General features: G+C 72.2%; 12 protein-coding genes. 7 read left to right on the top strand and 5 right to left on the bottom strand.

The window, feature by feature from the left end; translation table 11 throughout:
• Positions 1-23: 23 nt before the first annotated feature.
• Positions 24-1,298: a glycosyltransferase gene (locus tag OG361_RS09035; RefSeq protein WP_405852821.1), complete on the top strand. Its 1,275-nt coding sequence runs from the start codon at positions 24-26 to the stop codon at positions 1,296-1,298.
• A gap of 233 nt (positions 1,299-1,531) precedes the next feature.
• Positions 1,532-2,542, top strand: coding sequence for a helix-turn-helix transcriptional regulator (locus OG361_RS09030; protein WP_405852820.1), 1,011 nt, complete (start codon positions 1,532-1,534; stop codon positions 2,540-2,542).
• Here OG361_RS09030 and ctaD read toward each other — a convergent pair.
• The gene (gene ctaD / locus OG361_RS09025) at positions 2,457-4,193 is read right to left on the bottom strand and encodes a cytochrome c oxidase subunit I (RefSeq protein ID WP_405852819.1); all 1,737 of its coding nucleotides are present in this window, start codon (positions 4,191-4,193) and stop codon (positions 2,457-2,459) included. The two genes, OG361_RS09030 and ctaD, sit on opposite strands and share 86 nt — an antisense overlap.
• A gap of 379 nt (positions 4,194-4,572) precedes the next feature.
• On the opposite strand from ctaD, the gene OG361_RS09020 reads away from it, so the two are divergent.
• Entirely contained in the window at positions 4,573-4,788 is a 216-nt protein-coding gene (locus OG361_RS09020) for an I78 family peptidase inhibitor (RefSeq protein WP_358476031.1), read from the top strand.
• 76 nt (positions 4,789-4,864) lie between these two features.
• Here OG361_RS09020 and OG361_RS09015 read toward each other — a convergent pair whose 3' ends face one another.
• The gene (locus OG361_RS09015) at positions 4,865-5,800 is read right to left on the bottom strand and encodes a phosphatase PAP2 family protein (RefSeq protein ID WP_405852818.1); all 936 of its coding nucleotides are present in this window, start codon (positions 5,798-5,800) and stop codon (positions 4,865-4,867) included.
• Positions 5,801-6,203: 403 nt separating this feature from the next.
• Here OG361_RS09015 and OG361_RS09010 point away from each other — a divergent pair, with 403 nt between their 5' ends.
• A complete protein-coding gene (locus OG361_RS09010; protein ID WP_405852817.1) occupies positions 6,204-7,997 on the top strand; it encodes an MFS transporter in 1,794 nt (597 codons plus the stop codon).
• A gap of 42 nt (positions 7,998-8,039) precedes the next feature.
• Here OG361_RS09010 and OG361_RS09005 read toward each other — a convergent pair whose 3' ends face one another.
• Positions 8,040-8,474, bottom strand: a complete 435-nt coding sequence (locus OG361_RS09005) for a cell division protein SepF (protein ID WP_384571114.1) — start codon at positions 8,472-8,474, stop codon at positions 8,040-8,042.
• Positions 8,475-8,785: 311 nt separating this feature from the next.
• Here OG361_RS09005 and OG361_RS09000 point away from each other — a divergent pair, with 311 nt between their 5' ends.
• Positions 8,786-10,051 carry a DUF5685 family protein gene (locus OG361_RS09000; protein ID WP_405852816.1) on the top strand — a complete coding sequence of 422 codons (1,266 nt, stop codon included), beginning with the start codon at positions 8,786-8,788 and terminating at the stop codon, positions 10,049-10,051.
• Positions 10,052-10,096: 45 nt separating this feature from the next.
• Here OG361_RS09000 and OG361_RS08995 read toward each other — a convergent pair whose 3' ends face one another.
• Together OG361_RS08995 and OG361_RS08990 are read right to left on the bottom strand one after the other, a co-directional pair.
• Complete coding sequence (locus OG361_RS08995; protein ID WP_405852815.1) at positions 10,097-11,074, bottom strand: ABC transporter substrate-binding protein; 978 nt, start codon at positions 11,072-11,074, stop codon at positions 10,097-10,099.
• On the bottom strand, positions 11,071-11,568 hold the full coding sequence (locus OG361_RS08990; protein ID WP_405852814.1) for a GNAT family N-acetyltransferase: 498 nt from the start codon (positions 11,566-11,568) through the stop codon (positions 11,071-11,073). Before OG361_RS08990 ends, OG361_RS08995 begins: the two co-directional genes overlap by 4 nt.
• A 512-nt stretch (positions 11,569-12,080) precedes the next feature.
• On the opposite strand from OG361_RS08990, the gene OG361_RS08985 reads away from it, so the two are divergent.
• Entirely contained in the window at positions 12,081-12,938 is an 858-nt protein-coding gene (locus OG361_RS08985) for an amino acid ABC transporter permease (protein WP_405852813.1), read from the top strand.
• Positions 12,935-14,740, top strand: coding sequence for an FAD/NAD(P)-binding protein (locus OG361_RS08980; RefSeq protein ID WP_405852812.1), 1,806 nt, complete (start codon positions 12,935-12,937; stop codon positions 14,738-14,740). Before OG361_RS08985 ends, OG361_RS08980 begins: the two co-directional genes overlap by 4 nt.
• The last annotated feature ends 4 nt before the right edge of the window (positions 14,741-14,744 follow it).

Here is a 14,744-nt window from a genome sequence, read left to right as displayed (position 1 = left end):
GACCGGGGGGAACCGGCAGCGCGATGCGTATTTCCTTTCTGCTTCACAACGGCTATCACTACGGCGGCACGATCCGGACGACGTTCACGCTCGCCGAGGAACTGGCCGCGCGCCACGAGGTCGAGATCGTGTCGGTCTTCCGCCACCGCGACCGACCGATACTCGAACTGCCCGCGGGGGTGACGCTGCGTCACCTAGTCGACCTGCGCAAGGACAGCCCCGAGTACGACGGGGACCACCCCGACTTCCACCGCCCCGCCGAGGTCTTCCCGCGCGGCGACGGCCGCTGGAAGCAGTACAGCGCGCTGACCGACGCGCGGATCGGGGAGCACCTGCGGGGGGTGGAGGCCGACGTCCTCGTCGCCACCCGCCCGGGGCTCAACGTGCAACTGGCCCGGCAGGCCCGCCGGGGGCCGGTCCTCGTCGGCCAGGAACACCTGATCCTGGACGGCCACAGCCGGCGGCTGCGACGGGACATCGGCCACGAGTACGCGCTCCTCGACGCCGTCACGACGGTCACCGAGGCCGACGCCCGCGCCTACCGGAAGCTCGGGCTGCCCGGCGTACGGATCGAGGCCGTGCCCAACAGCGTGCCCGCGCCGGCGGTTCCGCCCGCCGACCCCGCGGCGAAGACCGTCGTCGCGGCGGGGCGGCTGACCCGGGTCAAGCGGTACGACGTGCTCATCGACGCCTTCGCGGCGGTGGCCGCCGACCACCCCGACTGGAAGCTGCGGATCTACGGGACCGGGGACGCGATCCAGGACCTCAGGGGCGCGCTGGCCCGGCAGATCGAGGAGCGGGGCCTCGGCGAGCAGGTCTTCCTCATGGGCGCCGTCCACCCGATGGAACCGGAGTGGGTGAAGGGCTCGATCGCCGCGGTGACCTCGCAGCGGGAGTCCTTCGGCATGACGATCGTCGAGGCGATGCGCTGCGGGCTGCCGGTGGTCTCCACCGACTGCCCGTACGGGCCGCGCGAGATCATCGAGGACGGGGTCGACGGGCGGCTCGTGCCGGTCGACGACGTGGCCGCGGTCGCGGGGGCGCTGCGCGGCCTCGTCGAGGACGACGAGCTGCGCGCCAAGACGGCGCGGGCGGCGCTCGCCGCCTCGGAGCGCTTCGACCCGGCCAGGATCGCCGCCCGGCACGAGACGCTCTGGACGGAGCTCGTCGACGGGGGCGCCGGCCGGCGCACCCACTCCGAGGGGCGGGCGAAGCGACACCGCGAGATCGGCCGGGCGGTCGACGCGGCCTACACCCTGAAGGCGAAGGCCGGCCGCCTGGTCCGCCGCTTCCGCTGAGGGGCGAGCGGCCCGGGCCCCGGGCCCCGGAACCGGGGGCCCGGGCCTCGGGCTTCGGGCCCTGGCTTCGGGCCCTGGCTTCGGGCCCCGGCTTCGGCCCCGGCCTCGGACCTCGGGCCCCGGCCTCGGGCCCCGGCCTCGGGCCCCGGCCTCGGGCCCCGGCCCCCGCCCCAGACGGCTTCGGCGTGCCATCGCGGACCGTAGCTGTCCGCGACGGCTGGCAGACTCGGGGCATGTTGGAGACCTCCGCACGGCTGTTGCGTCTGCTCTCGTTGCTTCAGGCCCACCGGGAGTGGTCCGGTGCCGATCTCGCCGATCGGCTCGGGGTGACCTCGCGTACGGTGCGCCGCGACGTCGACCGGCTGCGGGAGCTCGGCTACCCCGTGCACGCCAGCCCCGGCACCGGGGGCGGCTACCAGCTCGGGGCCGGGGCCGAGCTGCCGCCGCTGTTGCTCGACGACGAGGAGGCCGTGGCGGTCGCGGTCGGGCTGCGCACCGCCGCCGGGCAGGGTGTGGAGGGCATCGGGGAGACCTCCGTACGGGCCCTGGCCAAGCTGGAGCAGGTCCTGCCGGGGCGCCTGCGGCGGCGGGTGGGCGCGCTCACCGACTTCACCGTGCCCATGCTCCGTACGCCCCGGGAGCGGGTGGACCCGGGGGTGCTCACCGAGCTGGCCAACGCCTGCCGGGACAGCGAGCGGCTCCGCTTCGCGTACCGGGACCACGGCGGCAACAGCACCCGCAGGACCGTCGAACCGCACCGGCTGGTCTGCACCGAGCGGCGCTGGTACCTCGTCGCCTGGGACGTGGACCGCGGTGACTGGCGGACCTTCCGGGCCGACCGGATCGAGCCCAAGCCGCCCCACGGGCCCCGCTTCCCGCCCCGCGAGCCGCCCGCCGAGGACCTGGCCGCCTATGTGTCGAAGGGCGTGTCCGGCGCGGCCTACGCGGCGGAGGCCACCGTCCGGCTCCTCGTCCCGCTCGCCGAGGCCGCCGCGGTCGTCGGCCCGATGGACGGCGTCCTGGAGCCCGAGGGCGACGAGAGCTGTCTGCTGCGGACGGGGGCCCACAGCCTCCACCTCATGGTGGTCCACGTGGCGCTCATGGGCCTCGACTTCGAGGTGGTCGAGCCGCCGGAGCTCACCGAGCGGATCCGCGGCCTCAGGGACCTGCTGTCCCGCGCTCTGGATCGGACGGAGACGCCGACGGCGGGACGGACGGAGGGGCGGACGGAGGAGGACTGGTGATCCGCATGCGTTCGTACGCCGCGAACTCCGGGTGGTGCAGGTCGAAGGCGGGCGATTCGGAACGGATCCTCGGCACGGCGTCGAAGTTGTGCCGGGGCGGCGGGCAGGAGGTCGCCCACTCCAGCGAGCGCCCGAAGCCCCAGGGGTCGTCCACGTCGACCTTCGCGCCGTACCGGTGGGTCCACCACACGTTGTACAGGAACGGCAGCGTGGACGTGCCGAGCAGGAAGGCGCCGATCGTCGACACCGTGTTGAGGGCGGTGAAGCCGTCCGCCTCCAGGTAGTCGGCGTACCGCCGGGGCATGCCCTCCGCGCCGAGCCAGTGCTGGACCAGGAAGGTCAGGTGGAAGCCGACGAAGAGGGTCCAGAAGTGCATCTTCCCGAGCCGCTCGTCGAGCATCCGGCCGGTGAACTTGGGCCACCAGAAATAGAAGCCGGCGAAGGTCGCGAAGACGACCGTGCCGAAGACCGTGTAGTGGAAGTGGGCCACGACGAAGTACGAGTCGGTCACCTGGAAGTCCATCGGCGGCGAGGCGAGGATGACCCCGGTCAGCCCGCCGAAGAGGAACGACACCAGGAAGCCGACCGACCACAGCATGGGGGTCTCGAAGGAGAGCGAGCCCCGCAGCATCGTCCCGGTCCAGTTGAAGAACTTCACCCCGGTCGGCACCGCGATCAGGAACGACAGCAGCGAGAAGAACGGCAGCAGCACCGCGCCCGTCGCGAACATGTGGTGGGCCCAGACCACCACCGACAGGCCGGTGATCGCCATGGTGGCCGCGATCAGCGTCGCGTAGCCGAAGATCGGCTTGCGGGCGAAGACCGGGATGATCTCGCTGACGATCCCGAAGAACGGCAGCGCGATGATGTAGACCTCGGGGTGGCCGAAGAACCAGAAGAGGTGCTGCCAGAGCAGTGCCCCGCCGTTCTCGGGCTGGAAGACCACGGTGCCGAGCCGCCGGTCCGCCTCCAGGACGAGCAGCGCCGCCGCGAGGACGGGGAAGGCGACGATCACCAGGACCGCGGTGAAGAGGACGTTCCAGGTGAAGATCGGCATCCGGAACATGGTCATGCCGGGGGCCCGCATCCCGACGATGGTGGCGAGGAAGTTCACCGAGGTCAGGATCGTGCCGAAGCCCGAGAGCGCGAGTCCCATGATCCACAGGTCGACGCCGACGCCCGGCGACCGCTCCAGACTGTTGAGCGGGGCGTACCCGGTCCAGCCGAAGGCGGCGGGGCCGCTCGGGGTGAACAGTGAGCCGATCACCATCAGGCCGCCGAAGAGGAACAGCCAGTACGAGAACATGTTCAGCCGCGGGAAGGCGACGTCGGGCGCGCCGATCTGCAGCGGCACCAGCTCGTTGGCGAAGCCGGCGAAGGTGGGGGTGGCGAAGAGCAGCAGCATGATCGTGCCGTGCAGGGTGAAGGCCTGGTTGAACTCCATGTTCGAGACGAGCTGGAGCCCGGGGCGGGCCAGCTCGGCCCGCATCAGCATCGCCATGAGCCCGGCCAGCAGGAAGAAGAGGAACGAGGTGACCAGGTAGAGGTGGCCGATCTTCTTGTGGTCGGTCGTGGTGGCCCAGTCGATCAGGACCCGGCCGTGCCGCTGCCGGGCCGATTCGACGGTCGCGGTCGCTGTCTCGGTGCCCATCACTGCCTCCGCCTCGCCCCTCGCTCTCAGGGCGTTCGGACATGATGCGCGCGGCGGGCCGGGGGGAGGGGGAGGCGGAGCGGCCGCTGCTCCAGTCGGCGGACAGTTCTCCGGCGGAGTCCGCGTAAGCATTGTGTAAGGGAAGCGTGAGAGCGTCGCGCGGGCGGTCTCGGGGCAATTCGCCGCAGGGCATGGGGGGAACGGGAAATTCCCCGCGACTTACCGGTGCGACGAACCGCCTCGTGCGAACTGCTGGAAGGCCTTCGGAATTGCTGGAGAACCGGCCGGAAACTGTCCCTTCGAGTGACGGCGGGCGTGTCAAACATATGTCGAGAACTTGTGACACAAGCGTGACCGCCGAGGGACTAACGTGAGCTCCATGTCACCCACATCGCGCACTCCCGAACCGCCCCGCGACGCTCCCGAGTCCTATGTGGGACTCGACGCGGACGGCGCCGAGCAACTCGCCAGGGCGCGGGGCTGGAGGGTCGTCAGGTCCCTGCCGCCCGGCTCGATCATCACCATGGAGTACCTGTCCGGACGCATCAACTTCGAGGTCGAGGACGGCGCCGTCACCCGCTGCTGGCTCGGCTGACGCGAGAACCCGCGAACGGGAGGGGGCCCCGGCCGATGCGGCCGGGGCCCTTCTCCGATGTGTGGGGGTACGCGGGTCAGGCGCGCGTGACCGGGGTGCGACCGCGGGCCACGCCCACGGTCTCCCGCACCGAGACGGTTTCCCGTACGGAGACGGTCTCCCGCACCGGAACGGTCTCCCGTACGGGCTCCTCCGCACCGGCCGGCCGCTGCGGGAAGAACCCCGGGCGGGGGCCGCCGGAGGCCACGGGCAGCGAGGGCACCAGGCGGCGACGGTCCCGCAGCCGATCCCGCAGGCGGTCGCGCAGGGCCAGGATCCAGGACTCCGCCACCGCGAGGACCGGCTCGCACCAGGGCAGGGCGAGCAGGACGAGGAGCCCCGCGGCCCAGCCGAGCAGTACGTCGCTCAGCCAGTGCGTACCCAGGTAGACGGTGGTGAGGCCGACACCGAGGGCGACCACGGCGGAGAGGGCCGACAGATAGCGCCTGGCCCGCGGGGTGGTCGCCAGATAGGCGAGGATTCCCCAGGTCACGACCGCGTTGGCGGTGTGGCCGGAGGGGAATATATCGCCGCCCGCGAAGAGCTCGGCGGAGCCGACCTGCGTCGCGTAGTGGGGGCCGAGGCGGCCGAGTCCGAGCTTGACCGCGCCGACCGAGACGTTGAGCAGCAGCAGTGCCGCGCCGAGACACAGCAGTGGCCGCAGGGTGTGCTGGCGCCAGGAGCGCCAGCCCAGCCATGCGGCCACCATGACGGCCGTGGGGCCGCGCTGACCGAGGACGACGTAGTAGTCGAGGAAGCCGTGGATCTCCGGCCACTGCTGGTAGGGCCGGAAGAGCATGATCTTCCAGTCGAGGGTCACCAGCCACGTCGAGAGCAGCACGGCGACGACCATGGCGAGATAGAACGCCGACGTCCCGCCGAAGAGGGCGAGACGCGTGCGGGTCATCCGCGGGACCTCTATCTTCGGCGGTTCCGGCTCCCGGTCCAGCCGGGCAAAGATGTCGGTACGCACCCAATCGACGTTACAGGGAGTGAGAAGCCACCCCGGTCGATCCGGTCCCTTCGTGATGTTGATGTGATGTGGAGTAGGTCTCAGCGGCCGTCCTATTCGCGACGCGTCGGAAAATCCGATGACCATCAGCCCCATTGCCGAGAGACCCATTCCGGAAGAGTGTTTGAACGCCGGGGAATTTCTTCAAACAGATATCCGTACGGAATTCCATGCGACGCGTGTCCCCTGTCGAGTGGCGTACGCCACACAGGGAGCCCCGCCGGGGTGAGAGCTGCACCACGCGCTCGGGGCTTGAACTCGCGTACGCTGACGGCTCACTCGCCCGTCGATGTCGGGCCGCCCCAGGGGCATACGCCCTGGTCGGCGCCTGCCGAGCGCGAGAGCTTCACTGGGAGGTACGTACATGTCGCGGACGATCACGGCCCGAGCACGAGCGCGTGCCGCAGCCGGCGGAACCAACCGCTGGGTCGTCCTCGTCGTCCTCTGCGTCAGCCTTCTCCTGGTCGCCCTCGACGCGACCATCCTCCACGTCGCCGTCCCCTCGCTCACCGAGGACCTGCGCCCCAGCTCCACCGCGCTGCTCTGGATCGTCGACGCCTATCCGCTGATCTGCGCCTCGCTGCTGATCCTCTTCGGCACGCTCGGCGACCGGGTCGGAAGACGACGGATCCTCCTCCTCGGCTACGCGCTGTTCGGCGTCGCCTCTGCGGTCGCCGCCCTCGCCACCGAGCCCGGGGTCCTCATCGCGGCCCGCGCGCTGCTCGGCGTCGGCGGCGCCATGATCATGCCCGCGACGCTCTCCATCCTCCGGGCGGTCTTCCCCGACCGCAGGGAACGCGCCACCGCCATCGGCATCTGGACCGCGGTCGCCGCGATCGGGGCCGCCACCGGACCGGTGCTCGGCGGCTTCCTCGTCGAGCACTACTGGTGGGGCTCCGTCTTCCTCATCAACATCCCGCTCATGGCGCTCATCCTGCCGCTGGGCCGCCGTCTCCTCCCCGAGTCCCGTGGCGACGGCGACGGCCCCTGGGACGTCCTCGGCGCCCTCATGGCCGCCGCCGGTGTCCTCGGCTGCGTCCTCGGGGTCAAGCGCGCCGGGGCCGGCGAGCCGCTGTTCGACCTCCCGACCGCCGGACCGCTCCTCGTCGGCGCCGCGCTCCTCGTCCTCTTCGTACGGAGGCAGAAGCGGCGCCCGCACCCGCTGATCGACATGCGGCTCTTCTCCCGGGCCGCCTTCACCACCTCGGTCGGCTGCATCGTGCTCGCCATGCTGGCCCTGGTCGGCCTGGAGCTCATCGCCGTCCAGTACCTCCAGCTCGTCCTCGGACTGAGCCCCCTGGAGACCGGGCTGCGCCTCCTGCCGCTCACCTTCGCCGCGATGGCCGCCGGCGCCACCGGCTCGTACACCCTGCGCAGGATCGGGCCGCGCCGGATGGTCGGCTGGGGCTTCGTGCTCACCGCCGCCGCCGTGCTGCTGCTCACCCTCATGGGACAGAGCGACCGGCCGCTGCTACTCACGGTGGGCTTCGTGCTGCTCGGCTTCGGTCTGCAGACCACGCTCTTCTCGGCGTACGAGTCGATGCTCAGCGAGGCGCCGCAGCGGAGCGCGGGCGGCGCGGCGGCGATCGGCGAGACCTCGTACCAGCTCGGTGCCGGCATGGGCATCGCGCTGCTCGGCAGCGTGATGAACGCGGCGTACGGCCCCGGGCTCGCCTCGGTCCCCGGTGTGCCGACGGAGGCGAGCAGCGCCGCCGCGAACTCCCTCGGCGAGGCCTATCAGGTGGCCGACCAGCTCGGCGGGACGGCGGGCGAGGCCCTGCACCACGCCGCCCGGCACGCCTTCGTGAACGGTCTGCACATCACGCTCTTCGTCAGCGCAGCGCTGCTGCTCGTGGGCGCGCTGATGGCCCGGCGGCTGCCCCGGGTCATGGAGTGTCCGGCGGAAGCGGACGAGCTCGATGGGCCGGACGGGCTCGGTGGGCCGGACGAGGTCGGTGGAGCAGGTGCGGCCGGTGGATCGGACGAGCTCCGTGAAGCGGTCGGGCTCTCCGCCCCGGACGAGGGCTGCGGAACGGTGGGGCTCTCCGCCCCGGACGAGCTCTGCGGGCCGGACGGATCCCGTGCGCACGCCGAGCCGCGGGTGCCCGCGACCCGGGAAGCGATCGAGCCCGCCGGCTCGGGGCGCCCGGCGCACTGACCCGATCCCTCGGGTGGTCCCGGGTGGGGCCGGCGGACCCGCTCAGCTCTGGTTGAAGAAACCGTCCTGCGGACGCCGACGGCTCTCTCCGCCGACGATCTGGGTGTCGGCGGGGGTCAGCAGGAAGACCCGCGTCGCCACGCGCTCGATCGATCCGCGCAGACCGAAGGCGAGACCGGCGGCGAAGTCGACCACGCGCTTGGCGTCGTTCGGCTCCATCGCGGTCAGGTTCACGATCACCGGAACACCGTCCCGGAAGAGCTCGCCGATGCCCCGGGCGTCCCGGAAGCCGTCGGGGGAGACGGTGGCGATCCGGCGGCCCTGATCCTGGGCGGTGTCCGTGGCCACCCGGACCCGGGGGTCCGTCACCCAGGCGTCGCCGCTCTCGGCACCGTCGGCGTACTCGTCGTCGTAGTAACGCTCGTCGTTGTCCTCGACGAGTCCCAGCCAGGCACTTGCCTTGCGCACCGATCCCATGGACGCCTCCTTTCAGCGCGGTCACTTGTGGTTCCGCAGTCCCTATCGTCGTCCATGATGCGGATCGCGCGCCAAGCGGATACACGCCGCGCAGGGGATTCGTGACGGTACTGGTGCAGAACGTGAGCAGGGTTTTCTGGCGATTCGTCAGGAAACTTGCGGTATGCGGGTCCTGGCGGAGGGGTGTGCAACTTAAAATATGAAAGTCGGGCCAGAAGGGTGACGATGGGCGCGTACGGGTGAACGACCCGGCTCGCTACGATGCCGCGAAGCCGCTCGGCGGCACTTCGCACGGCTCACGGGGGAGTCCCTTGTTCGGAATCGTCAGACCCTGCACGCACCGGCTCACCGACAGCCTGAAGGTCGAGTGGATGGCCCACCTCTGTGGCCTCTGCCTGGCACTTCGGGCGGACCACGGCCAGTTCGCCAGGGTCGTCACCAACTACGACGGCCTCATCGTCTCCGTCCTGACGGAGGCTCAGACCGGCGCGGTGGCGAGCGGCCGGCGTACCGCGGGACCCTGCGCGCTGCGCGGGATGCGGACCGCGCCGGTGGCCCAGGGGGAGGGCGCGCGCCTCGCCGCCGCCGTCTCGCTCGTCCTCGCCTCGGCGAAGGTACGGGACCACGTCGCCGACCGCGACGGCCTGTTGGCCCGTCGGCCGGTCGCCGCCGCGGCCCGCCGGGTCGCCCGCTCCTGGGACCGGGCCGGGGCCAGGACCGGCCGCGCCCTCGGGTTCGACACCGCCGTCCTCGTCGACGCCGTCGACCGCCAGACCGGGATCGAGTCCCTCGCCGGGCCCGGGACCCCGCTGCTCGCCGTCACCGAGCCGACCGAGACCGCGACCGCGGCCGCCTTCGCGCACACCGCCGTCCTCGCGGGGCGCCCGGGGAACGCTGCACCGCTCGCCGAGGCGGGCCGGCTCTTCGGCCGCCTCGCCCACCTCCTCGACGCCGTCGAGGACCAGACGGCCGACGCGGCGGCGGGCGCCTGGAACCCGCTCACCGCGACCGGCACCTCCCGGGAGGAGGCCCGCCGGCTCGCCGACGACGCCCTGCACGGGATACGTCTCGCGCTGCGCGACGCCGAGTTCGCCGACGGCAAGCTGGTCCACGTCCTCCTCGCCCACGAGCTCCGCGCCTCGGTGGACCGTGCCTTCGGCACGAGCTGCTCGCACGGGGCGCCGGGGCCGGGCCAGGGGCAGGGGCAGGGGCAGGGGCCGGTGCCGGGCAATCCGTACGCGGGCGGGGCCCCGGGGCCGTACAACCCCTACGGGGGCGGCGGGAACCCTTACGGCGGAGGCGCCGGCGGGCCGGGCGGACCCATGGGTCCCGGTGGACCGGGCGGCCCCGGCGGGCTGCCGCCGCAGTTCGGCGGCGGCGCCCCGCAGGCGCCCAAGCCGCGCGGCTTCCTCGCCGGGTGCGCCATGTTCGCCTGGCTGTTCTGCACCTGCCAGATCTGCTGCGCCAAGGAGTACGAGGGCCCCTGGTCCCGCAAGAAGCGCGAGGGCTGCTGCCGGGACTGCGACGGCCCCGACTGCTCCGGATGCGACTGCTGCTGCCCCTGCGACGGCTGCTGACGACCCGTCGGACCGGCGGGGCGCGCCGCCCCGCCGGTGGAGCCGCTACTTCTTCGGCGCCGGGAGCTCCGGCGGGGTGATCTGCGACCGCGCGATGCCCGACGCGGTCACTCCCCACTTCTTCAGGATCCGGTCGTACGTCCCGTCGGCCTTCAGTCCGTTCACCGCCGCCTGGAAGGCGGGCGCGAGCGGGGTGCCCTTCCTGAAGGCGAAGCCGACGTCGAGCCGCCGGTACTCGTTGAGGAACTTCACGTTCTTCTGCTGCGTCACCGCGTACCGCACGCCGTTGATCGTGTTCATCACGACATCGCTGCGACCCTGCTGGAGCGCCATCCAGACCGCTCCCGTCTCGCTGAAGACGTTCACCTCGTACGGCTGCTTGCCCGCCTCCGCGCACCGCCCCTTGTTCTTCTCCAGGGTCCGCTCGAAGGTGGTGCCGGCGCCCGTCGCGACCTTCAGGCCGCACAGCTGGGTCAGGTCGGTGACCGCCTTCAGCGGGCTGTCGGCCCGGGTGGCGAAGCCCTGCCCGTCGTTGATGTACGTGACGAAGTCGATGGTCTTGCGCCGCTCCTCGGTCACGCCGAAGTTCCCGGTGCCGACGTCGTACTTGCCGCTGCCGAGCGCCGGCAGGATCGCCTCAAAGCCGACCACCTCGCGCTTCAGCTCCAGACCGAGGGCCTTCGCCACGGCGCCCGCGAAGTCGGCGTCCACCCCGACCACGGTCTTGCCGTCGGGCAGGTAGGCCGAGCTGGGCGGGGTCGCGACCGAGGAGGCGATCGTGAAGCTGCCCCGCTGCCGCACATCGGCGGGGAGCAGCTTCGCCGCGGCCTCGTTCTTCTTGACCCCCGACACCACGTCCTCGGTCGGGAGCGCGCCCTTCGCGGCGCCCGGTGCCCCCGACGCCCCGGCCGGCGCTGTCGTCGGCTCGCCACCGGCGCAGGCGGTGAGCGTGAGCGCGGCCGCGGTGATCAGCGCGAAGGCGAGGTTCGTGCGGGCGGTGCCGGGACTCGTGCGCGTGCTCATGGTTTCGGGTTCTCCAGGAGTTTCTCGAACGGCAGGGGGCCGATCGACTCGGGGTCGGCGGACACGTCGAAGAGCGGGCGGTAGCCGCCGGCCAGGTAGAGGCCCTTGGCCTCCGGCTGGCGCGGTCCGGTCGTCAGGTAGATGCGGGAGTAGCCGCGGGCGGCAGCCTCCCGTTCGAGCACGGTGAGGACACGGCGGGCGAGGCCGCGCCTGCGGTGCGCCGAGTGGGTCCAGATCCGCTTCAGCTCGGCGGTGTGCTCGTCGTAGCGGCGGTACGCGCCTCCGGCCACGGGCCGGCCCTGCTCCAGGAGGAGCAGGAAGGCGCCGTCGGGAGGGGCGAACTCGGTGGCCGGATAGCGGCTCAGGTCGTGAGCCGATCCGTAACGGGTCGTGTACTCGTGCGCCAGCTCCTCGAGGAGCGGGCGCGCCAACGGGTCGTCGGCCGTGGTCCGGCGCACGGTCAGCGCGGACTCACGGCTGGGTGTGAGAGGCATACGTCTCTTTCGGGCGAAGAGAACAGAGTCAGGGCGAAGCGAGCCAAGGCGGGGCGAAGAGAACCAAGGCAGAGGAGAGCGAGGGGAGTTGAGCTCAGTGCCGCGCAGGTGAAGGGGGAGCGGGGGACGTCACGAAGAACGTCACGAAGAACGTCACGGAAGACGCCGCGGGAAAGGGAATCGCAGAGGGTCGGCTCAACAGGAAGAGGACCACACGCGACCGAAGTCGATGTGGGAGCGCGTGACCAGCTGCTGCGAATGCATGGGCCCAGTGGAACAGGCATCCGTTTCCCCGTCAACCGCGGTGAGACCAACGGCTCATATTCCGGACGGACTTGACAAGCCTCCGCTCGACGGCCGTAGCCTCACAGGGCGGACATCGGGCTGAGGGGCCCGGTCCCGCGCTCTCCGCTCGCCGTGCGTGTGAAGGCGCACCCCCGTGTGCACACCTGTGTGCACCGCCGCGTGCATCCCGTGTTCGATCCGCCCACCGGCATCCACGGAGCCTTCGCATGACCACACCCCTCGCCACCCTCGAAAAGACCGCCACCGCGCCCCCGCCGGCCGAGCCGCCGCCGCGTGTCGTCCCCGCCCGCCGTGCGGGCCAGTGGGCCGCCGCGACCGTCGTCCTCGTCCTCCTCGGCCTCGGTCTCCTCTCGGTCGTCCGCAACAAGGCCTTCCAGTGGGACGTCGTCGCCGAGTACTTCACCTCCGCGTCCGTCCTGCGCGGACTCGGCCTCACCCTCTGGCTGACCGCCCTCGTCATGGCCCTGGGATTCGTCCTCGGCACCCTGCTCGCCGTCCTCAGACTCTCCTCCAACCCCGTTCTGCGCGCGGTCAGTTGGGGATACGTCTGGTTCTTCCGGTCCACCCCGATCCTGGTCCAGCTGCTCTTCTGGTTCAACATCGGCGCGCTCTACCCGACCGTCCTCGGCGTCCACACGGTCAACCTCCTCGGCCCCGTCTCCGTCGCCGTCATCGGCCTCACCCTGCACGAGGCCGCCTACGCCGCCGAGGTCGTGCGCGGCGGCATCCTCTCCGTCGACCGCGGCCAGATCGAGGCCGCCCAGTCGCTCGGCCTCGGCCGGTGGCGCCGGCTCACCCGGATCGTGCTGCCCCAGGCGATGCGCGCGATCGTCCCGCCGGCCGGAAACATGCTGATCGGCACCCTCAAGGGCACCTCCATCGTCTCGGTCATCGCCGTCCAGGACCTGCTCTACTCGACCCAGCTCGTCTACCACCGCACGTACGAGGTCATCCCGCTGCTCCTCGTCGCCACCCTCTGGTACGTCGCCGTGACCTCGGTCCTCAGCCTCGGACAGCACTACGTCGAGCGGTACTACGCCCGCGGCACGGCCGGTGCCCGATGAGCCCCCGCCCGTCGATCGTGATCGTGGGCGCCGGGCCGCGGGGGACCGGCTTCCTCGAACGGCTCGCCGCCAACCTGCCCGAGCTGTACGGCGACGACCCCCTCGACCTCCACCTCGTCGACCCGCACCCGCCCGGCCCCGGCCGGATCTGGCGCACCGAACAGTCCCCGCTGCTCTGGATGAACTCCCAGGCCGAGGACGTCACCATGTTCACCGACGAGACCGTGTCGCTCGAAGGGCCCGTCCGGCCGGGACCCACCCTCGCCGACTGGGCCGGCATCGAGGGCCGTACCTTTCCCACCCGCCCCCAGCAGGGCGCCTACCTCCGCTGGGTGTACGAGCGGGCCCTCGCCGCTCTGCCCGTCTCCGTCACCGTCCACGAGCACCGGACCACCGCGCTGCGGATCGGCGGCCCCCGCGACGGACGCCAGCGGGTCTGGCTGGAGGCCGGCGCCGAGCCCCTCCTCGCCGACCTCGTCGTCCTCACCCTCGGCCACCTCGAAGCCGAACCCGACCCGGAGCAGCGGGCCCTCGCCGCCTTCGCCGCCCGCCACCGGCTCGTCCACCTCCCGCCCGGCTTCACCGCCGACACCGACCTCTCCGCGCTGCCCGCCGGCGCGCCCGTCCTGGTCCGCGGCTTCGGCCTCGCCTTCGTCGACCTGATGGTGCTGCTCACCGAGGGCCGCGGCGGACGGTACGAGGGCGAGGGCGACGACCTCGTCTACGTACCCTCGGGCCGGGAGCCCGTGCTGCACGTCGGATCGCGGCGAGGCGTCCCGTACCACTCGAAGATCGGGTACGCCCTCGACGGCGAACGGCCCCCGCTGCCCCGGTTCTTCGGGACCCCGGAGACCGAAGCCCTGCTGGAGCGGCCCGGGCCGCTCGACTTCCGGCGCGACGTGTGGCCGCTCATCGACAAGGAGCTCGGCTGGGCCCACTACCACCGGCTCTTCGCCGCCCACCCCGAGCGGACCTCCCTCGCCTGGAGCGACTTCGCGCGGGCGTACGAGGAAGCGCCGCCGCGCGGGGCGGAGCTCGGCGCGCTCGTCGCCGCGGCCGTCCCCGACCCCGCCGACCGGCTCGACCTGGACGCCCTCGACCACCCGCTGGACGGGGTCCGCTTCACCTCCGCCGAGGCCCTCCAGTACGGGCTGCGCGACTACATCGCCGACGACCTGAGCCGCCGTCACGACCCCACCCACAGCCCCGACGCCGCCGTCTTCGCCGGCCTGCTCTCCGTCTACGGACAGCTCATGCGACTCGGCGACCGCATCGATCTCGGCGGCTGGTGGCACGGCTTCTTCAGCTACCTCGCCTCCGGCCCGCCCGGGCCCCGGCTGCGGCAGCTCCTCGCGCTCTCCCGCGCCGGCGTCGTCCGCTTCCTCGGCCCCCGGGTCACCGTCGAGACCGACGAGGAGCGCGGACTCTTCCGGGCCGAGTCACCCGCGGCGCCCGGGGAGTGGACCGAGGCGCGCGCCCTCGTCGAGGCCCGGCTCCCCGACCCCACCCTGGAGCTCACCGGCAGCCCGCTGCTGCGCGCCCTGTACGAGGACGGGGCCCGGGCCACCGCCAGCGGCCTCCTCGCCGTCGACCCCGCCGACGCCCGGATCCTGGAGCACGACGGGCGCCCGCATCCGCGCCGCTTCGCCCTCGGCCCGCACACCACCGCCCGGGCCGGCGGGGCCTTCACCCGGCCCCGTACCGGCGGGATCGCCTTCGGGCAGAACGACGTCACCGCACGGGCCGCCCTGGCCTTCCTGCGCGACCGGAGCTGTCGGCTCCCGGCACCGCTGAGCGCCTGATCCG

The organism is Streptomyces sp. NBC_00090 (genome assembly GCF_045160815.1).
Taxonomy (GTDB): Bacteria; Actinomycetota; Actinomycetes; order Streptomycetales; family Streptomycetaceae; genus Streptomyces.
Note: the sequence above shows the minus strand (reverse complement) of the source record. Positions and strands in the feature narration are given on the sequence as shown.